Annotated in this window: 12 protein-coding genes and 1 pseudogene; 8 read left to right on the top strand and 5 right to left on the bottom strand. The window is 70.5% G+C overall.

Annotation, left to right across the window (positions count from 1 at the left end; genetic code table 11):
- Window positions 1–2 precede the first annotated feature (2 nt).
- Together WME96_RS35615 and WME96_RS35620 are read left to right on the top strand one after the other, a co-directional pair.
- Entirely contained in the window at window positions 3–2783 is a 2781-nt protein-coding gene (locus tag WME96_RS35615; protein WP_437286039.1) for a hypothetical protein, read from the top strand.
- Window positions 2780–4030, top strand: coding sequence for a PEGA domain-containing protein (locus WME96_RS35620; protein WP_437286040.1), 1251 nt, complete (start codon window positions 2780–2782; stop codon window positions 4028–4030). The genes WME96_RS35615 and WME96_RS35620 overlap by 4 nt, the downstream gene beginning before the upstream one ends.
- A gap of 180 nt (window positions 4031–4210) precedes the next feature.
- Here WME96_RS35620 and WME96_RS35625 read toward each other — a convergent pair whose 3' ends face one another.
- Together WME96_RS35625 and WME96_RS35630 are read right to left on the bottom strand one after the other, a co-directional pair.
- Window positions 4211–5965: a tannase/feruloyl esterase family alpha/beta hydrolase gene (locus tag WME96_RS35625; protein ID WP_437286041.1), complete on the bottom strand. Its 1755-nt coding sequence runs from the start codon at window positions 5963–5965 to the stop codon at window positions 4211–4213.
- 752 nt (window positions 5966–6717) lie between these two features.
- Window positions 6718–8430, bottom strand: coding sequence for a DUF4215 domain-containing protein (locus WME96_RS35630; protein WP_437286042.1), 1713 nt, complete (start codon window positions 8428–8430; stop codon window positions 6718–6720).
- Between the two features lie 305 nt (window positions 8431–8735).
- Between WME96_RS35630 and WME96_RS35635 the strand changes: the two genes are divergently transcribed.
- The 5 genes from WME96_RS35635 (at window position 8736) to WME96_RS35655 (ending at window position 17137) form a co-directional block, all read left to right on the top strand.
- Window positions 8736–10022, top strand: a complete 1287-nt coding sequence (locus WME96_RS35635; RefSeq protein WP_437286043.1) for an ABC transporter substrate-binding protein — start codon at window positions 8736–8738, stop codon at window positions 10020–10022.
- Window positions 10019–10930: a carbohydrate ABC transporter permease gene (locus WME96_RS35640; protein ID WP_061618040.1), complete on the top strand. Its 912-nt coding sequence runs from the start codon at window positions 10019–10021 to the stop codon at window positions 10928–10930. The genes WME96_RS35635 and WME96_RS35640 overlap by 4 nt, the downstream gene beginning before the upstream one ends.
- Before the next feature lie 116 nt (window positions 10931–11046).
- Complete coding sequence (locus WME96_RS35645) at window positions 11047–11814, top strand: carbohydrate ABC transporter permease (protein WP_437292390.1); 768 nt, start codon at window positions 11047–11049, stop codon at window positions 11812–11814.
- On the top strand, window positions 11811–14165 hold the full coding sequence (gene yicI, locus WME96_RS35650) for an alpha-xylosidase (protein ID WP_437286044.1): 2355 nt from the start codon (window positions 11811–11813) through the stop codon (window positions 14163–14165). The genes WME96_RS35645 and yicI overlap by 4 nt, the downstream gene beginning before the upstream one ends.
- Entirely contained in the window at window positions 14162–17137 is a 2976-nt protein-coding gene (locus WME96_RS35655; protein WP_437286045.1) for a glycoside hydrolase family 3 C-terminal domain-containing protein, read from the top strand. Before yicI ends, WME96_RS35655 begins: the two co-directional genes overlap by 4 nt.
- Before the next feature lie 129 nt (window positions 17138–17266).
- Here WME96_RS35655 and WME96_RS35660 read toward each other — a convergent pair.
- The 3 genes and pseudogenes from WME96_RS35660 to WME96_RS35670 form a co-directional block, all read right to left on the bottom strand.
- Window positions 17267–17620 (bottom strand): annotated as a pseudogene (locus WME96_RS35660) (DUF1552 domain-containing protein); the annotation flags it as partial.
- Window positions 17617–18198: a DUF1588 domain-containing protein gene (locus tag WME96_RS35665; protein WP_437286046.1), complete on the bottom strand. Its 582-nt coding sequence runs from the start codon at window positions 18196–18198 to the stop codon at window positions 17617–17619. The gene WME96_RS35665 and the pseudogene WME96_RS35660, both read right to left, overlap by 4 nt.
- 448 nt (window positions 18199–18646) lie before the next feature.
- The gene (locus WME96_RS35670) at window positions 18647–18955 is read right to left on the bottom strand and encodes a hypothetical protein (protein ID WP_437286047.1); all 309 of its coding nucleotides are present in this window, start codon (window positions 18953–18955) and stop codon (window positions 18647–18649) included.
- A 50-nt stretch (window positions 18956–19005) separates the two neighbouring features.
- On the opposite strand from WME96_RS35670, the gene WME96_RS35675 reads away from it, so the two are divergent.
- Window positions 19006–19857, top strand: coding sequence for an SDR family NAD(P)-dependent oxidoreductase (locus WME96_RS35675; RefSeq protein WP_437286048.1), 852 nt, complete (start codon window positions 19006–19008; stop codon window positions 19855–19857).
- Window positions 19858–20160 lie beyond the last annotated feature (303 nt).

The raw sequence follows: 20160 nt of genomic DNA on the forward strand, positions 1-20160 counted from the left end.
GCATGCGCGCGCGATCCCGCTCCACGCGACACGCGCGGGCGGCCGCGGGCGCCGCGGCGCTGCTCGGCGCGGCGGCCGGCTCCGCCGGGTGCGAGGAGCTCGGCGAGATCCGGCCGGGCATCTGCGGCAACGGCGTCATCGAGCCGTCGAGCAACGAGGACTGCGACTGCTTCGAGGCCAGCGAGGCGTGCGTCGTCGAGACGAAGAACGCACAGGGCGCGACCTCGCTCGCCGTGTGCAACCCGCGACGAAGCGAGAACGAGTGCCGCTTCGGGTGCGACGACGACGGCCAGGGGTGCCCGAGCGGGTGGGGCTGCGGGATCGACCGCGTGTGCCGCGCCTCCAAGGGCGAGTTCACGCCGCTCGGCGCCGCGCTGCCGCTCGGCGCGCAGCGGCTGCTCACGGGCGATCTCGACGGCGACGGCCGCGGCGACCTCGTGGGCGTCGGCTCGACGAGCCTCGAGGCGCTCTACTTCGATGCGAACAGCACCGTGGGGACCCAGGTGTCGATCCCCTCCGCAGGGGACACGCCCGCGCTCGCGCGCCTGACCGACGACGGGACGACGGACATCGCGCTCAGCGTGGGGCCCGGCGTGGCGATCCTGAGCGGCCAGCCGGGTCGCACGTTCGCGCCGGTCCCCGTGCTCGCGTCGGTGTTTCGCCTGGAGTTGCTGAGCGGCGCGGACCCCGGGACGATGACCTTGCGCGGGGCGCGCCTCCTGCCGGTCGGCAGCACACCCGAGGACGGGCAGACGTGGGTCGCCCTGGTCGCCGGGACCGACACGGGCGGCGCGGCGCCGGAGGACGTCATCGTCGTCGTGCAGGGGGCGGCGAGGGGCGAGTTGTTGCCCCTCGATCTGCAGCGCGGGCGGCGCGACGTCGCCGGTCCGCTCGTGAGCGCGGACCTCGACGGCGGCGCGCTCCACGAGGTGGTCGTCGCCCTCGCGGACGACTCGGCCGTGCGCATCTACTCGCCGGACAGCGGCGCGCACACCGCTGTCGAGCTCCCGGCCGGCGCGCGGATCGCGGGCGCGCCCTTCCTCCGGGACGTGACCGGCGACGGCATCCTCGATCTGCTCGTGGGCGCCACGTGCGCGCAGCGCGGCCCGGGCCTGCCCGCGGATGCCGCCTGCTACGAGCTCGACGTCGCGGAGGGCGCGGGCGGCGGCGCGTTCGGGGACATGCAGCCTTACGGCGATCTCTCGTACCCGGCCGGCGAGGCGGGCTCCGAGCGCTCGCCCGGCCTCGGGGCCCCCATCGCCGTCGGCGATCTCAACGGCGACGGGGTGCTCGACGTCGTGGACCCCGGCGCCGTGAGGCTCGGAAAGGCCCGGACGTCTCCTCCATACAAGGTCGAGTTCGACCGGCTCGCGCCGGCGAAGGGCCGGCGCTGGACCAGCGCGGTGATCGCGGACCTGACCGGCAACGGCGTGTCCGACGTGATCACCGGCTCCGCAGACGCGACGGATCTGACGTTCTTCACCGGCGTCCCCGGCGCGCTGCCCTCCGACTTCAAGCTCAACGAGCTCAAGATCCCGACGCTGGGCAACGTCTCGAGCTTCGTCGTGGGCGACTTCGACGGCGATCTCCTGCCGGACCTCTCGTTCGCCGAGAGCGCCGGCAGCTCGCAGTCGGGCGCGGTCCCCCCGACGCTCGCCGTCTGCTTCGGGCGGTACATGAAGGCGCCGGAGGCTCCGGTGCGGCTCGGCGCCTTCGAGGGGCTCCTCGACGTCGCGGCGGTGCGGCTGCCCGAGCCGGACGACGCCGTGGACGACCTCAGCGTGCTCTTCTCGCACCGCGGGGACATCGCGTTCAGCCTCATCGAGGGCAGCAGCTCGCGGTCGTTGCTGCCGCCGCTGCCGCTCGTCCGCAAGGGCGACGTGCGGCAGGCAGGCGAGCTGCGCGCCGTGAAGAGCATCGCCGGCCGCTTCAGGGGCGATCGGGCGGAGATCGCCTCGCTGACGATCGTGCCTCCGCGCCCTGGCTCCTCCGCGGGGCTGGCCGATCTCTGGCTCCTGCCGGCGGTCGACGCGGGCGCGATCGCCATGGTCGACGGGGGCGAGCGGCGCATCTCGCTTCCCGCGGAGCTCGTCCCCTCGCGGGAGCCCGCGTGGGCGCTGGATGGGGTCGCCGTCGACCTCGAAGGCGATGGAGTGGACGAGATCGTCCTCTCGCTGCCGGTGGAGGAGGACGCGGCGGCTGGGTCAGGGGCGCCCGCGCTGAAGGGCGCGGTCGTCCTCGTGCGCCGCGGCGCGAGCGGCGCGCTCGGGGTGCCGGAGGCGGCCATCGCGCCAGCGCCTGGCACGCTGTACGGGGGGCTCCGCGCGGGCGACGTGAACGGCGACGAGCGCGCGGACATCGTGGGTATCGCTTACCGGCTGGAGCCAGGGACGCGCAGGATCGCGGCGAGCCGGCTCGCCGTCTTCTGGAACACGGGCGACGGCGCGCTGGACGCGCCGGTCGAGCTCGAGCCCGCGGACGCCGATCTGGCGGACCTGGCGAGCGAGGTCACGAGCGCCGACTTCGCCCGCATCGACGAGGGGGCGGGAAGGGCGCTCGTGGTGCTCACGCGCGGCGCGGCCTACGCGCTCGAGGCGTGCGGCGATGATGCGGCGGCTTGTCATGACCTGGGCGGGCGCCTGCTCCGCAGCCGCAAGCTGGACGGCATCCCCGGCGGCTCCGCGATCGCGACGTGCGACGTCCTCGGCGACGGGGTCGACGACCTCGGGGTGCTCAGCGACGGCGCGCTCCGCGTCCACGAAGGGGTCCCGATCCTCCGATGAGGACCTCGCTTTGCGTCGTGCTCATGGCCCTCGCGGCGACCGCGCTCGCGCCGCGCGCGGCCTCGGCCGAGGAGGACATCGAGCAGGCGAAGGCCCTCTTCAACGCCGGCGCCCAGGCCTACGCTGCGACGCGGTACCGCGACGCGGTGCAGTCCTTCGAGGCGGCGTACAGGAAGGCGCCGCGCCCTGCTCTGCTCTTCTCGCTCGCTCAGGCCTACCGCCGCCTGTACGTGGTCGAGCAGAGCCCCGAGGCGCTGAGGGCGGCCATCGCGAATTACCGGCGGTACCTGGAGGAGGTCCCGCAGGGCGGGCGCCGCGCGGACGCGACCGAGGCCCTGAGCGAGCTCGGGGTGATCGCTGCGCGCCTCGAGGCGAGCGCTCCGTCGTCGCCCGCCGCGCTGGAGGCGGCGCCGCCCGACGCCAGGCCGAGGACCCGCATCAACGTCACCTCGCCGACCGCGGGGGCCCGCGTGTCCATCGATGGCCGCGCGCCGGTCGAGGTGCCGCTGATGGCCGAGGTACAGCCGGGCAAGCACCGGATCAAGATCACGGCCGACGGCCACATCGACGAGGAGCGCGAGGTGGTCGCGATCGAGGGGGACGTCCTCGGGATCGACAGGGAGCTGCGCGAGCGGCCGGCGCTCCTCCTGGTGAAGGCCCCCGTCGGCGCGCAGGTCACGCTGGACGGGCGCTTCATCGGCACGACGCCGCTGCCGCTCATCCAGGTCGCTCCCGGCAAGCGCTTCTTCGTCGCCACGAAGAACGGCCACATGCCGTTCTCGCGCGAGCTCTCGCTCCGCCGCGGCGAGCGCCGCGTCATCGAGGTGGGCCTCTCGAGCTCGTTCCAGCGGAAGATGTCCTATGGCCTCGTCGGGGTGGGGGTCCTGTCCGCCGCCGTCGGCTTGCTGACGATGTCCTCGAGCCTCGCTGCAGAGGAGAAGGCGCGCGACATCGACGAGAAGCGCAGGCGGCAGGGGATCTCCGAGGAGGAGCTGGGCCAGTACCGAGGTCACCTCGACACGCGCGACGAGCTCGCGAACGCCACCACGGGCCTGTTCGGCACGGCCGCGGGGTTCGCCCTCGGCGGCTTCGTGTTCTACGCCTTCGACACGCCGACCCCCCCGCCGCTGCCCGCGCGCACGGACCCGACCCCCGCGCGCACGGGCGGCCCGAGGCTCGAGCTCTCCGCCGCGCCGATCCTCGGGCCGGGGCTCGGCGGAGCGGGGCTCGTCGGCCGGTTCTGGTGACGGCGCCGCAGCGCCCTGGGTGGCCGGGGGCGGCCATCGCGAGCTGCTGGCGGTGAGGATGGCCCGCGCAAAGCCATTCCGACCTGTGCCCGCAGGCTCGAGCTTCGGCGGGTGGGGAACCGCCAGGGCACGCGTCGGGATCGTCATCGCCATGGAGCCGCTCCGGCGGCATCGGCGGACCTAGAGCGAGCCGCCCTGGCGCGGCACGCGAGCCGCGTCAGGCGCCGCGCACTCGAACGACGCAGCGTCGTTCGGATCTCCCGCCCCGCGATATCGCGCGATGGTTGGATACCTGCAGAGCGGCCTGGTGCGCCCCGCGACGCCCGCCAGGTCCGTGACGACCTCGTCGTCACCAGGGTCCTTGCCGGTCTCGACCCACTTCTCGAGCGCGCTGAGGCCATCCCACGACACCTGGAAGACGGTGCTGACCGCGTGCTGGAAACCAGGAACCTCGTAGTAACGCAGCATCGCGTCGGTGGCCGCCGCGCCGATCGACGCCTGCAATTCTTCCTCGTACCGCGCCGTCGTCCGCGGGCTCGTCAGCATGTCGCCCGTCCCGTGAAGCAACAGAATCTTCCCGCCCCGCGCGGCGAAGCCGCCCATGTCGGCATCGCCCACGTCGAGCGCAGACAGCTCCTGTACGCGCGCGGCATGGGGGCCGAACGTCCGCACGTCGAAGGTCCGGTAGTCGAACGACTGATCCTTGACGACGACGTGGCGCATGAAGCTGTCGGCGAACGCCGCCGCGAACGAATTGGTGAGCGGGTCGACGGGAAAGCTCGGCGCCTGGGAGCCAAGGTCGACGGCCTGCACGTGAGGCTCGAGCGGCGAATCGGTCCCGACGCCCTGCGCAGCCGAGTACACGTTGTAGCCAGGAAATTCGGTGTCGCCGCTGGCGAGCGGCGACGCCAGTCGTACGGGCGCGTCGATGGCCTCGAAGGCGTCGATCTGCGCGTCGGACAGGCACGCGTCGCCGGTGTCCGCGCCGCCCGCGCACCGCAGCGCCGTCACGTCGAACCGCTCGCTGCAGCCCACCACGTCGCCGACCACGCCGTCGGCCAGACCATCGAGAGCATCGCATCGGGCCAGCACCGCATTCCATACGAGCTTGCGCTTCGCCGCGCTCGGGAACGCCCCCGGAGCCGACAGCGCCTCCAGCATCGCTGTCAGGCCGAGCATCGTGTTCACCACATTGCGCGCCGGGTACAGGACGAGCGCTCCATCCCAGTCGGCCGGAAAGCGCGCCGTGGCGAACAGCGCTTCGCGTCCGCCCGTCGAGCTCCCCACCGCGTAGAAGCGCGCCGCGTCGATCCCGTAATACGCCCGGATGACCCGACCCGCCACGTCACGCACCTTCTTGGGGGCATCGGAGAGCCAGTTGCGATAGGTCTCCTCGTTGGCGAGCGCGGAGGCGTCCGTGCCGGGCGAGGCGGCTGTCGATTGGTGCCCACCGTCGCTCGCGAACACGGCGTACCCGCGCGCGAGCGGCGTCGGCGCGAGCGTGTTCAGCGAGTTGCCCGTCACGTCGGGGATGATGCCGTCGAAGCCGCCACCGCCGAGCCACACCGCCTTCTCGTTCCACCGGGTCGGCAGGGCTACCGCCAGGCGAATGGACGGGGCCTTCGCGTCGACCGGGAACACCTCTGCGGTGACCAGGCAATGATCCGGCCCCGTGACCTGCCCGTCGGTGCGCGCTGGGACCTCCACCGCGGACACGACGCTCGCGCCGCTCGTGGGCAAGCCAATCTGAGCCGCCGTGAAGCGCATGTTCGCGAGCCCGGCGCAGCTCCTGGGCTGGTCGTCTCCGCGAGGCGGGTCGTCCCCGCATCCGAGGAGCGCGCCCGCCGTCATCCATGCAGCGCAAAGCATGCAAGTCCCGCGTTCGATCGTCATGTCGCCACTATTCTTCTGGCCCCGGTGGTCGGCAATGCGCATTCACGGGAACCCGTTTTTCATCCCCGAAAAGCGGCTGGTACACGACCCCCGGGCTCCTTTCCGGGGCCGCGCAAGGGGTCAGCGCCGGCCTTCGAGCCCATCTCGAGGTTCTCGATGCCCTCGTTGATGATCTGGATGAGCGCGTTGCACTCCGTGACCTTGGTTCGGTGCAGCGCAATCCTGGTTCGGCGGAGAGTGACGACCTCGGTGGCGTTGGATGCTCGCGTGGTTGGTGCGGGCGCGATGCTCGCAGGCGGCGCGCACGCACACCGCTCGTGGTGGGCGCCCTTTGCGCCCGAGCAGGCTGCCGGCATGACGACGCTATCCGGTCATAGAATGTACGGAGACGAAGGCGGGGGACCCCGCGAGCGAGCGCTGTGAGCAGGTTCCAGGGCAGTTCGAGCACGTGGTGCATATCGGCCGCACGCCGGCGCGCATCGACGTCACGGAGCGGCGGGACGGCGTCCTCCTCGGGGAGCGGAGCGCCCGAGCCTGCGCTTCGCCCCACGCGATCGCCGCACGGGCTTCCTCAGCGGGCGCGGTGCGCCAGTGCCTTCTCGTAGGCGGCCTGCAGCTCGCCGAACACCGAGCGCGCCGGACGCAGCTGCGCCACCTGCATCTCGGCGCGCCGAGCGGCAGCGGCTCGCCCTCCGCCCCGGTCCGCGCAGGGCCCCCCGCGGCCGACCCGATCCAGCGCATCGGCACCGCAGCCCTGAGAGGGCACCCTGGCGCGCCGGACGGCGCGCGGGCGCTCAGGGAGCGGGGGTGAAGGCGACGGTGAGCGTGTAGGGGGCTCCGCCGATCGGCATGTAGGTGTCGACGATGACGAACAGGGGCTCGCCGCCGGTGACATCGATCGCGAGCGTCTCGTCATCGCCGCGGCCTCCGTCGTCGGCGCACTCGAGCTCGGAGCCGAAGTCCGCGCAGCTCTCGCGCAGATAGAAGCCCAGGTCGGCCTCAGCGGACAGCGTCAGCGTGAGCGTGCCGTCGCTCGGCGGCATGAACCTGTGGATCGCCTCCGGCAGGTCCCATCCGATGCAGCTGCCTTCGAACACCGACGTGCCGGCCGCCGTGCTGCCCGTGTTCTCGCCGATGACGAGCTCGGCAGCGTCCTCGCACAGCACGTCGGGCTCGTAGGCGCACGTGGCGGAGCATCCATCGCCGCTCGTGGTGTTGCCGTCGTCGCACTCCTCGATCGAGCCGACGGTCCCGTCGCCGCAGACGATCGGCGTGAAGCTGACGTTCAGCGTGTAGGGACCGGCCTCCCGCGGCTCATAGGCGTCGACGACGATCGGCACGGCCTGGCCGTCGCTCACGTAGATCTCGATCCGCTCTTCGTCGGGCAGACCGTCGTAGGGGGAGCTCTCGTCGGAGCAGTCGATCTCGGAGAGCATGTCCGCGCACGAGCTGCGGGCGTAGACGCTGTGATCGGTCGGCGACTCGAGCTCGATCACGAGCGTGCCCGACTGCCCGGTGGGCGCCGTGAACAGGTGGATCTCTTCCGGTCCGTGCCCCGTGTTGCCGACGAAGCACGTCCCTTCCAGCCCGCTCGTGCTCCCCGACGTATCGCCGTGGATCGTCGTCGACAGGATGGGTGTCGCGCTCGCGCAGGCGGCCTCGGCGATCGGGGCGCAGGTCGCGGCGCATTCGGTGTCCGCGCAGTCGTAGGACCCGTCCCCGTCGTCGTCCTCGTAGTTCGTGCAGTCCGTCTCGCCGAGCGTGCAGACGCCGCTCAGGGTGTCGCACGCGCCGCGCGCGGGGCACTGCGCGTTCGAGGTGCACCTCGGGACGCAGGCCCGGATGCCGCCGCCGGTGTCCTCGCAGGCATACCCGTCGCGGCACTCTGACGACGCGCTGCAGAGCGAGAGACACGCGCCCTCGCCCTCGAAGAGATCGACACAGACCCCGCCGTCGCACGCTCCGCCCGGCGTTGGCTCGGCCGCCGGATCACACAGGACCGAGCAGAGCCCAGACGGGTATCCGAATTCCTCCTCGGAGAGGCAGATGTCCCCGGCGCACTCATCGTCCGTCGCGCAGGCCTCGTACAGCGTGCCCGCCGGCCCGCCGCCGCCGCCGCTGCCACCGGTGCCAGTGGGGTCGGCGCCGCCGCTGCCGCCGGTGCCAGTGGGCTCTGCGCCGCCGCCGCCGCCGGTGCCAGTGGGCTCTGCGCCGCCGCCGCCGGTGCCAGTGGGCTCTGCGCCGCCACCGCCGCCGCCGCCGGTGCCGGTGGACTCTGCGCCGCCGCCGCCGCCGGTGCCGGTGGGCTCTGCGCCGCCACCGCCGCCGGTGCCGGTGGGCTCGGCGCCGCCACCGCCGGTGCCAGTTCCGTTGCTCGTGGCGTCGACGCCGCCGTCACCGCCAGAGCCGCCATTGCCGCCGGCGCCCCCTTGGCCGTCATCGTCTCCGCATCCCGCGGCTACCGATAGCGCCAGCACGAAAATACCTGCAACGAGTCGTACGTTCATCTATCTGCTCCAACGCAAGAGAGAGCCGTCATAACGCGGGTGAGCCTGACTCCACGGCGCAGCGTGACGAGTTCTTCGGCGCACCCGCTCCGCCTCGATGAACGCGTGGTCAGCGAACTCCTTCACTTAACCGGTTTGTGTGAAATTTACGATGAGGGTAAACGCCCGGCAACTTCGTCGCACGCTCAGCGACTTTCTTCCGCTTAACCGGTTGTGTGAACGTTAACATGCGGGTAAACATCCCGGCAACTCGAAGCGCTTCGACGAGGAGGGCCGACGTCAACTTCTCGTCCCGGAGGAATTTTATGATCGGAAGAGTCAAGGGCGCAGCGCTGCTCGCCGTGCTCGCCGCAGGAGCCCTGACGCTGGCCGCGTGCGGTCGCAGCGACGATGGTGCGTCCGGCGGCAAGGAGCTGCGGGTCTGGCACTACGAGGCTCCCGGCAGCGCCATGGGCGTGGCCTGGAACGAGGCCATCAAGGAGTTCGAGGCCACCCATCCGGGCGTGAAGGTCAAGCTCGAGGAGAAGGGCTTCGAGCAGATCCAGAAGACCGCGCCCATGATCCTGAACTCCAGCAGCGCCCCCGACGTCATGGAGTACAACAAGGGCAACGCGACCGCCGGGCTGCTGTCCAAGCAGGGCCTGCTCCAGGACCTCACGCCCGAGGCAACCAAGCGCGGCTGGGACAAGCGGATCGGCCCGGGCGTGCAGGTCGTCGCCAAGTACGACGAGAAGGGCATCATGGGCGGCGGCAAGTGGTACGGCGTGCCGAACTACGCCGAGTACACGCTGGTCTACTACAACAAGGACCTGTTCAAGAAGCACGACATCGAGGTCCCGACCACGTTCGACGAGCTCACCAAGGCGATGGACGCGTTCGTCGCCAAGGGCGTCACCCCGCTGGCCAACGCCGGCGCCGAGTACATGGCGCAGCAATACGTCTACCAGCTCGCGCTGGACAAGGCCGACCAGCCGTGGGTGAACGCGTTCCAGCGCTACACCGGCAAGACCGACTTCACCGACCCGGCCTGGACGCACGGGGCGACCACGTTCGCCGACTGGGTGACCAAGGGCTACATCGCCAAGAGCTCGGTCAGCACCAAGGCCGAGGACGCCGGGGTGGGCTTCATGAGCGGCAAGTTCCCGATGATGTTCTCCGGGACCTGGTGGTTCGGGCGCGTGGCCAAGGAGGCCAAATTCGACTGGGATACCTTCGTGTGGCCCGGCGCCAAGATGACCCTCGGCTCGGGCGGCAACCTGTGGGTCGTCCCGGCGGGAGCGAAGAACAAGCAGCTGGCCTACGACTTCATCGACATCACGCTGAAGAAGAAGATCCAGGACATCCTCGGCAACGCCGGCGGCGTCCCGGTGGCGGCCGACAGCGCGGCAATCACCGAGCCCAGGGCCAAGAAGCTCATCGACGGCTTCAACACCCTCGCCCAGTCGAGCGGCCTGGCGTACTACCCGGACTGGCCGGTCCCGGGCTTCTACGACCAGTGGGTCTCGCATACCCAGAAGCTCATGAACGGCGATCCGCCGCAGTCGGTGCTCGGCGGCATCCAGAAGACGTACGACAGCGGGCTGCCCAGGTGACAGCACGCAGTTCGACAGGGCGTGACGGGCTCGCCTACCTGCCCTACCTGATCCCCGGACTGCTGCTGTTCTCCGGGGTCATCGGGGCGCCGTTCCTGATGAACGTCGGGACCAGCTTCACCGAGTGGGCCGGCGTCGGCACCCCGAAGTGGGTGGGGCTGGACAACTACCGGGAGCTGGCGACGGACGGCGAGTTCTGGGCGTCGTTCCGTCACAATATCCTGGTCATCGTCGGGATGGCGATCATCCCGACGATGATCGGGCTCGTGCTGGCCTCCGCCCTGACCGACCTGATCGACCGGCACTTCGGCCCCCGCGCCGCCAGCGTCCTGCGCGCCTGCATCTACCTGCCGCAGGTCCTGCCGATCGTCATCGCGGGCATCGTCTGGAGCTGGCTGCTCGCCCCCGAGAACGGCGCGGTGAACGACCTGCTGGACGCGATCGGGCTCGGCTCGCTCGCGCACGACTGGCTCGGCGATCCCGCCACCGCGCTGTGGAGCGTCATGGGGGTCATGGTCTGGATCCAGATCGGATTCCCCCTCGTGATCTTCATGTCCGGGCTGCAGCGCGTGGACCCCTCGCTGTACGAGGCGGCCGAGATCGACGGGGCCTCGTGGGCGCAGCGCTTCTGGCACGTCACGATCCCGCAGATCAAGCCCGAGATCTTCGTCGTGCTGCTGTGGACGACGATCGCGGCGCTCAAGGCGTTCCCGCACATCTTCGTGCTCACCAGGGGCGGCCCAGGAGGCGCGACCAACGTGCCGTCCTACTACTCTTACGTCCATTTCTTCGAGAAGACCGACGTCGGCTACGGCTCGGCGATCGCCACCGTGCTGACGCTGCTCATCCTCGCGCTCACCATCACCTTCCTGCGGCTGCAGGGCCGTGAGCTGGGGGAAGAGCAGTGACCGTGGCGCTGGCCCAAAGCCCGGTGAGCGCGCCCGCGCGGAGCCGGCCGCGGCGGCGCCGCCGGGCCCCGTCGGCCTACGCGGTGCTGGTGGCGCTGAGCGCGCTCGCCGGGATCATGCTGATCCCCTTCGCCGTGGTGGTCTTCAACGCGCTGAAGACGCCGGAGGAGTACACCGCCAATGGCCCACTCGCCCCGCCGGAGGGAGTCTATCTCGAGGGGATCAGGGATTTCTGGGAGCGCGTCGGCTTCGGCGATGTCCTGCTCAACAGCCTGCTCATCAGCGGCTCGGTGGCCGTGCTCGCGGTCCTCTTGTCGGTGCTGAACGCCTACGCGCTGGGCGTCGGCCGGATCAAGCTCCGGATGTGGGTGCTGGTCCTCTTGCTGATGGCCAACACGCTGCCGCAGGAATCGCTGGTCTACCCGCTGTACTACCTGGCCAACAAGCTCGGTCTCTACGACACCCGGATCAGCGTCATCATCGTGTTCACCGTCATCCAGAGCGCGTTCGGCACCTACCTGCTGTCGTCGGTGATGTCGGCGTTCCCCCGGCCGCTCCTGGATGCGGCGCGGATCGACGGCGCGAGCCGGTGGCAGATCCTGTGGCGGGTGGTCGTGCCGATCGTGTGGCCCACGCTGACCGTGATGCTCGTCTTCTTCTTCATCTGGACCTGGAACGAGTTCCTGATTCCCCTCATCTTTCTCATCTCCAACGACAACCAGACGGTCTCGGTCGCGCTCGGCGTGCTGCAGGGCCAGCGGCTGATGGACGCCACCATGTCCAGCGCCGCCGCGCTGCTCGGCCTGCTGCCGACCGTCGTCTTCTTTCTCATCTTCCAACGCACGCTGTCGCGCGGCCTCACAGCAGGAGCGATCAAGGAATGAAGTTCAGCGACGGTTACTGGATGATGCGCAAAGGCGTGCACGCGGCTCACCCGGCGGAGGTCCTCGACATCGACGCCGGGCCGGCGTCGTTCGTCGTGCACGCGCCCGTCCAGCGGATCCGGCACCGCGGCGACCTGCTCAAGGGCCCGGTGATGACCGTCTCCTGCGCATCCCCGATGCCGGGCGTCATCGGCGTCACCATCACGCACTTCGCGGGCGAGAGGCCCCGCGGCCCGGCGTTCGAGCTGACCACCGACCCGACCGGGGAGGTGACGGTGGACGAGGACGCGGCGACGCTGACCTCCGGCGCGCTGTCGGTGCGGGTCGGGCGCCGCGAGGGGTGGAGGCTGGACTTCCTGGCCGGGGGCCGCCGCCTCACCGGCAGCGCGCAGAAGGCGATGGCGATCATCGACACCGACGACGGCCGCCATTACGTGCGCGAGCAGCTCGACCTCGGCGTGGACCATTTCGTGTACGGCCTCGGCGAGCGGTTCGGGCCGCTGGTCAAGAACGGGCAGGCCGTGGACATCTGGAACGCCGACGGCGGCACGTCCAGCGAGCAGGCGTATAAGAACGTGCCGTTCTTCCTCACCAACGCGGGCTACGGCGTGTTCGTCGACCACCCCGGGCGCGTGTCGTTCGAGGTGGCCTCCGAGGCGATGGCGCGGGCGCAGTTCAGCGTCGAGGGCCAATCGATGCGCTACTTCCTCATCTACGGGCCGACGCCGAGGGAGATCCTGCGCAAGTACACCGCGCTCACCGGGCGGCCCGCGCGGGTGCCGGCCTGGTCATACGGGCTGTGGCTGTCCACCTCGTTCACCACCGATTACGACGAGGCGACCGTCACCTCGTTCATCGACGGGATGGCCGAGCGAGACCTGCCGCTCAGCGTGTTCCACTTCGACTGCTTCTGGATGCGCGAGTTCCGGTGGTGCGATTTCGAGTGGGACCCGCGCGTCTTCCCGGACCCGCCCGGGATGCTGCGCCGGCTCAAGGGGCGCGGCCTGCGCATCTGCGTCTGGATCAACCCCTACATCGGGCAGCGCTCGCCGCTGTTCGAGGAGGGCAGGGCGCGCGGCTACCTGCTGCGGCGCCCGAACGGCGACGTGTGGCAGTGGGACCTGTGGCAGCCGGGCCTGGCCGTGGTCGACTTCACCAACCCCGAGGCCCGCGCGTGGTACGCCGAAAAGCTCGGCGCGCTGCTCGACATGGGCGTGGACTGCTTCAAGACCGACTTCGGCGAGCGCATCCCCACCGACGTCGTCTACCACGACGGGTCCGACCCGGAGCGCGCGCACAACTACTACGCCTACCTCTACAACCAGACGGTGTTCGAGCTCTTGCGCGAGCGGCGCGGCGAGGGCGAGGCGGTCGTGTTCGCCCGCTCGGCCACGGCGGGCGGGCAGCAGTTCCCTGTGCACTGGGGCGGCGACTGCGAGTCGACGTTCGAGGCGATGGGGGAGAGCCTGCGGGGCGGCCTTTCGCTCGGCATGTCGGGCTTCGGCTTCTGGAGCCACGACATCGGCGGGTTCGAGGGCACCCCCGACCCGGCGCTGTTCAAACGATGGATCGCGTTCGGGCTGCTGTCGTCGCACAGCCGGCTGCACGGGAGCCGCTCCTACCGGGTGCCATGGCTGTTCGACGAGGAGTCGGTGGAGGTGCTGCGGCGCTTCAGCCGGCTGAAGATGCGGCTGATGCCCTACCTGGCCGGGGCCGCGCGGCAGGCGTACGGCGAGGGCTTACCGATGATGCGCGCGATGGTCGTCGAGTTCCCGGACGACCCGGCCTGCACGCATCTGGAGCGGCAGTACATGCTGGGCGACGACCTGCTCGTGGCGCCCGTCTTCTCCGCCGACGGGGAGGTCTCCTATTATGTGCCGCGCGGCGTGTGGACGCACTACCTCACGGGGGAGCGCGTCGAGGGCGGCCGCTGGGTGCGCGAGCGCCACGGGTTCGACAGCGTGCCGCTGCTCGTCCGGCCGGGGGCGGTGATCCCCGAGGGCGCGGTGGAGGACCGTCCCGACTACGACCATGCGAACGGGGTGACGCTGCGCGTGTACGAGCCGGCGGACGGCGCCCGCGTCACCACGGTGATCCCGGGCGCGGACGGGGACGCGGTCACGACGTTCACCACGTCCCGGCGCGGCCCGGTGATGCGGGTGGAGGCCGCGGGCGCCCCAGGTGTTTGGAACGTTCTCCTCGTCAACCGCCGCGTCGTGGCCGTTGAAGGCGGGGAGAGCGCGGAGCACCCGGGAGGAGCGCTGGTCAGGGCGGCCGGCGGCGAGCTGGTCATCACGCTGGAAGAGAAGGGCTCAGCCACGGCACGCGGCCCCAAAGGAGACGACCGATGAAGAGATCTCGCTTGATCACTGCTTCCGTTCCGTTCGCCCTCGGGCTGGCGTTGCACCCGTCGGACTCGAGCGCGGGTGACATGCTGCCGTTCCAGGACCCCGGTCTGCCGATCGAGGTCCGCGTCGACGACCTGCTCGGCCGGCTCACGCTCGACGAGAAGCTCTCGCTCTTGCATCAGTTCCAGCCTGCCATTCCGCGGCTCGGCATTCCGGATTTCAAGGCCGGCACCGAGGCGCTGCATGGAGTGGCCTGGTCGACCGATCGCGACAACGGCGGCGCCGTCGTGACGGCGATCGGCACGGTGTTCCCGCAGGCGATCGGCCTGGCGACGACCTGGAACCCGGATCTCATCCTGCGGGTCGGCGAGGCTGTCGGAGACGAGGTTCGCGGCTATCACGCGCTCGCCCCTCGCGTCTGGGGTCTGCAGGTATGGGCGCCCGTGGTCAACCTCCTGCGCGACCCGCGCTGGGGGCGCAACGAGGAGGGCTACTCCGAGGACCCGCTCCTCTCCGGTGTGATCGCCACCGCATACGGGCGCGGCCTCGAGGGGGACGACCCGCTCTACCTGAAGACCGCGCCGGTCATCAAGCACTATCTCGCCAACAACAACGAGATCCGTCGTGACACCACGTCGTCGAACCTGCGCCCGCGCGTGAAGCACGAGTATGACGAGCTGGCCTTCAAGATGCCCATCGCCGCCGACGCCGTGACCGGCGTCATGACCTCCTACAACCTGGTCAACGGCAGGCCGGCCACCGTCAACCCGGATGTCGGCGACGTCGTGCGGAGCTGGACGCAGAAGACGCTCTACAACGTGTCCGACGCCTGGGCCCCCTCCAACTTGACCAGCTCGCAGCGGTACTTCGCCACGAAGGAGGAGGCCTTCGCGGCGACGCTCCTGGCGGGCGTGGACAGCTTCACCGTCGACAACAACGACAGCGCGCCCACCATCGAGACCCTCCGCTCGGCGCTCGCGCAAGGGCTCCTCGCCGAGGAGGACATCGACGCCTCCGTCGAGCACGTCCTCTCCGTCCGCCTCCGGCTCGGCGATTTCGATCCGGAGGGGGGCCCCTTTGCCGGCATCGGGCCCGACGTCATCGACAGCCCGGCGCACCGCCAGCTGGCCCGCCGGGCCGCCGACGAGGCGATGGTGCTGCTCGAGAACAAGCGTCGCCTCCTGCCGCTGGACCCGTCGGCCACGCGGCGGATCGCGGTCGTCGGGCCTCTCTCGGACACGCTCTACACGGACTGGTACTCCGGGGCGCTCCCGTACCGGGTCACGCCCCTTACCGGCATCCGCGAGCGGCTCGGCGGCGCCACGATCCTCTCCAGCGAGGGCGTGGACCGGATCGTGCTGCGCGACGTCGCCAGCGGCCGTTACGTGAGCGCCGGCGCGGACGACGACGGGGACATCCTCCGCGTCAGCGCTGCCAGCGCGGGTCCCACCGAGGAGTTCGACGTGTTCGACTGGGGGCAGGGCATCGTCACGTTGCGGAGCGCGGCCAACGGCAAGGTGGTCGACCGCTTCAACTTCGGCGCCAACTTCGCGAACCGCGCCGCCCAGCCGTACGACTGGTTCGTCCAGCAGCAGTTCGTCCTCGAGCCGCAGGGCGACGGCACGCACGTCATCCGCTACGCCGGATACGAGAAGGCGTTCGACTGGGCCGGACCCGAGGTCTACCTGACCATCGCCGAGGACGGCGCGCTCGCCCTGACCGCGACCGAGGCGGCCGACGCGGCTCGCTTCGAGGTCGACGTGGTCCGGAGCGGCGTGGATGAAGCGGTGCGCGCGGCGACAGGCGCCGATGCCGCCGTGGTCGTCGTTGGCAGCATGCCGTTCATCAACGGGCGGGAGGATCACGACCGCACGACGATGGCGCTGGCCGAGGGGCAGTCCGCCCTGGTACGGGCGGTGCTCGCCGCCAATCCGCGCACCATCGTCGTGCTCGAGACCAGCTATCCGATGACCATCCCGTGGGAGAAGTCCCACGTCCCTGCCATCCTGTGGACCACCCACGCGGGCCAGGAGACCGGCCATGCCATCTCCGACGTCCTCTTCGGCGACCACAACCCTGCCGGGCGACTGACCCAGACCTGGTACCGCTCGGCGGACGACCTGCCAGACATCCTCGAATACGACATCATCAAGGCCCGGCGGACGTATCTCTACTTCGACGGTGATCCGCTCTATCCGTTCGGGTACGGGCTGTCGTACTCGACCTTCGGATATGACAACCTCCAGCTGAGCGCCCGGTCGGTCCAGGCCGGCGACACGATCTCGGTGCGCGTCGACGTCACGAACAGGAGCCAGCGGGCCGGCGACGAGGTCGTTCAGCTCTACAGCCGCCAGCCGTCGTCGCGCGATCCGCAGCCCGCCAAGCAGCTGCGGGCGTTTCAGCGGGTCCACCTCGCGCCGGGCGAGAAGCGGACGGTCGAGCTCGATTTCGCCGCCTCCGACCTCGCCCACTGGGACGTGACTCGGGGCCGCTGGGTGCTCGAGGCGGCTGGCGTCGAGCTGATGGTCGGCTCCTCCTCGGCGGACATCCGCCGCCGCACGACCGTGCGCGTGCGCGGCGAGCGCATCCCGGCGCGCGACCTCGCCCGCGAGACGCGGGCGGTCGACTTCGACGACTATGCCGGCATCGAGCTGGTCGACGAGAGCATGGAGTGGGGCGATGCCGTAGGCGCCACCGCGGGCGACTGGCTCCGCTTCTCCGACGTGGAGCTGGGCAGCGGCGCCAGCCACTTCAGCGGCGGGTTCGCCCGCGCCGAGGCGGGCGACGCGCTCGTCGAGATCCGGCTCGATGATCCGGTCCGCGGCAAGCTGGTTGGGACCGCCGTCGTGCCGAGCACGGGCGACGTGTATGCATACGCCACCGCGACCGCCGAGCTCGACGGCGCTTACGGGCGACGCGACGTCTACCTCGTGTTCCGTGGGGCCGCCCGCCTGTCCACCTTCGCGATCGACTGAGGCAGCTGCGCCGCTCGCGGCCATGGGACGCCGCGCGTCGCGGCCGCCGGCCGGATAGCTCACCGCCGAAGCGGCCGAGCCGGGCCTCCTCTCCATCCCCGAGGGCGACGGCGCGGTGTCGGCGCTGCGCCCGGGCACGGGGGTCACGCCGGTGAAGAGCGCGCCATAGCTGAAGTGCCCGTCGTACCTGCGGTTCGCGTCCAGCATCACCTTCAGGTCGACCCCTTGGGGGATCAGCACCTTGGACTTCCAGCTCTCGAGCGGCTCCAGGATGGTCGGAAGGCGCGCCGCGTTCAGGTCGTCGTTGCCCGGCAGCCAGTTCTTCTGGAAGATGCCGTTGGTCCAGGTCACGGCGATCAGGCGCTTCGGGAACGCGCTCGGCGCCGCCATGACCGCGCGCTCGGCGTGCAGCAGCGGCAGCATGGCCGCCCCCACGCCCATCGCCTGGAGCAGTGCTCGTCGTGAGAATCGCGCCTGGTTCATTGCAGCACCTCTCCTTCCATGATCGCCCGGAAGCGGAACGTACGTGAGCTCACCAGCGCCACCATCAGCTCCCGGATGTCCTGATCGGCGCCCTCGAAGGCACCCACCACCGACTCGGACGACGCCTTGTCGTTCCCCGTCTCGCCCCGACCGAGCGCGTAGCGCAGCCATTGCCTGGCGAAGCAGCTGTGGACCGTCTCGCTCGCGGCGAGCACCTGGCTGAGCCCGCGCGCGTCGGCCACGGCGTGGACCTGGCCGTCCAGCTCGACGGTGCTCGTCGCGTCGACCGGCTCTCCGTTGTCCGTGGTCCGGAAGCGTCCGATGCCGTCGTAGTTCTCGAACGGGAATCCCAGCGGATCCAGGTGCGCATGGCAGCCCTTCGCGCACGCCAGCTGGGAGTGCTCCGCGAAGCGCTCTCGCGTGGTGCCTCCCTCATCCGGCTTCTTCGGCGCCGGGATGTCGTTCGGCGGCGGCGGGAGCGTCTGACACAGGAGCTGGTAAAGGATGGTCTTCCCTCGCCTGACCGGGTGCGAGCCGTCGGCCGCGCCGGTCACGGTCAGGAACGCAGGCGAGGTCAAGAGGCCTGACCGCTGGGTCGGGACTGGAGCGTCCGGGATCAATCCACGCATCGATCGAGTTTTTTGTGGAGGGTCGGAACGATCGATCCGGAAGGTAGTATTGTGATGAGGATGAAGCCGTCGGCGCCGCGGGTGGGGATCCGCAGAGATCGCGTACGTTTCCGTATGAAGCGGGAGCCGCAACCGTGCCGTCGATGGCGGCTACCTGCGCGGAACGTCGTCGGGAGGCGGTCGACTTCCTCCTGCGATTCCCGAGCGGGGCGCGCGCGGTCTGCTCCACGAGCTACAGCTGCCACCCGTCGAAGCGCCTCCGCGTCGTGGGGCCCGAGGGCTGGGCGGAGATGGCCTCGGCCGCGCGGCGCTGTCACCAGCGGTAACTCGCACCGTCAAAGTCGAAGAGCGGCGGGCTGGCGCCCGCCGGAGCCCCTGCGGGCGCTGCGGCGCACGATCACGGCTGCGCTGCCTCGACGGACTGCACGTCGAGCTGGGAGTTCATGGCGGTCGACAGCTTCCCGAACGCCACCGCGAGCTGGAGCGTCTCGGCGTGGGTGCGCCTGACGAGCGACGAGCCCGCGCCCGAGGTCCTGGCGACCGTGGTCAGCACGGAGAACACCGGCGGATGGGAGGTCAACATCGACCACGCGCAGTCGCCGCCGGGCATGCACTTCGGGCTCTGGAAAGGGCCGGAGACCTCACGGACCGCCTGGTGGAGCTCCGACTCGCCGGGGTTGCGGCGGGGGCGCGTGTTACCCTCCACCGCGCGACCAGCGCCGGGTCAGTCCCCGGCGCTCGAGGAGGCGAGGCGCGATGACGGCGAAGAGAGTGGCGCTGGTGACGGGCGCGAGCACGGGGATCGGCCGGAGCGTGGCGGAGACGCTGGCGCGGAACGGCTATGCGGCCTTCGCGGGCATGCGCGATCCCGACGGCAAGAACCGGGCGGCGCGCGACGAGGTGGCCGGCCTGGCGGCCGCCGGCGTCCCGATCGAGGCGGTCGCGCTCGACGTGACGGACGACGCCTCCGTGGACGCGGCGGTCGCGACGGTGGTGGAGAGGGCGGGGCAGATCGACGTGCTCCTGAACAACGCGGGCGGCGGCCTGATCGGGTTGACCGAGTGCAGCAGCGTCGATCAGGTGCGGCGGCTCTTCGAGACGCACGTCTTCGGCACTCAGCGCGTCTGTCGCGCCGCGCTGCCGCACATGCGCCGGCGAAAGACGGGGGTGCTCGCCTTCACGTCCAGCATGGGAGGGCGCATCCTCATGCCGATGACGCCGCACTACTCCGCGGCAAAGGCCGCGATGGAGATGATGGCCGAGGGCTACCAGCGAGAGCTCGGGGCGTTCGGGATCGACGTCGTGATCCTGGAGCCGGGGGTGGTCCAGACGAAGCTCTTCGCCAATACCTGGCAGAACGACGACGAGGCGCGCGTCGCCGAGTACGGGGCGCTCGGCGATCAGGTGCGCGCCACGGTCGAGATGGTCAAGACCCTGAAGGGAGCCGAGCCGGCGGAGCTCGCGGACGTGCTGCTGAAGCTCCTCGAGATGCCGCACGGCCAGCGACCGCTGCGCACGACGTTCGGCATGGACGCGGCGCTGGTCGGCCCGGTGAACGTCGCCGCGGACGAGGCCACCCGGGCGCTGCTCGCCAGGTACGGGGGGTGAGCGACCTTCGCGGCGGAATACCTGACAGGAGATGTCAGGATCCCCATGCCACCTCGCGCGCGCACTGGCCGAGGAGGATGGAGCATGAGCGGAGCACTGGATGGCAAGGTGGCCCTGGCTTCAGTATGGATGACCGGGGATACTCATCTCTATCGAATAGAGCGAGTCGCCCGCTGTGATGTAGAGCGTCTTCCGGGGTCGGAACGATCGAACCGGAAGGTGATTTTTGGATGGGGATGGAAGCTGTCGGCTCCACTGCCGCTCCCTTCCTACGAGCGACAGCCGCGCCGTCGCCCTCGGGGA

It is taken from the genome of Sorangium sp. So ce406, from assembly GCF_051474675.1.
Classification (GTDB): domain Bacteria; phylum Myxococcota_A; class Polyangia; order Polyangiales; family Polyangiaceae; genus Sorangium; species Sorangium cellulosum_G.

Coding starts and splice junctions, on each gene's coding strand:
- WME96_RS35615 (WP_437286039.1), top strand. CDS start 3: ATGCGCGCGCGATCCCGCTCCACGCGACACGCGCGGGCGGCCGCGGGC.
- WME96_RS35620 (WP_437286040.1), top strand. CDS start 2,780: ATGAGGACCTCGCTTTGCGTCGTGCTCATGGCCCTCGCGGCGACCGCG.
- WME96_RS35625 (WP_437286041.1), bottom strand. CDS start 5,965: ATGCGCATTGCCGACCACCGGGGCCAGAAGAATAGTGGCGACATGACG.
- WME96_RS35630 (WP_437286042.1), bottom strand. CDS start 8,430: ATGAACGTACGACTCGTTGCAGGTATTTTCGTGCTGGCGCTATCGGTA.
- WME96_RS35635 (WP_437286043.1), top strand. CDS start 8,736: ATGATCGGAAGAGTCAAGGGCGCAGCGCTGCTCGCCGTGCTCGCCGCA.
- WME96_RS35645 (WP_437292390.1), top strand. CDS start 11,047: ATGCTGATCCCCTTCGCCGTGGTGGTCTTCAACGCGCTGAAGACGCCG.
- yicI (WP_437286044.1), top strand. CDS start 11,811: ATGAAGTTCAGCGACGGTTACTGGATGATGCGCAAAGGCGTGCACGCG.
- WME96_RS35655 (WP_437286045.1), top strand. CDS start 14,162: ATGAAGAGATCTCGCTTGATCACTGCTTCCGTTCCGTTCGCCCTCGGG.
- WME96_RS35675 (WP_437286048.1), top strand. CDS start 19,006: ATGACGGCGAAGAGAGTGGCGCTGGTGACGGGCGCGAGCACGGGGATC.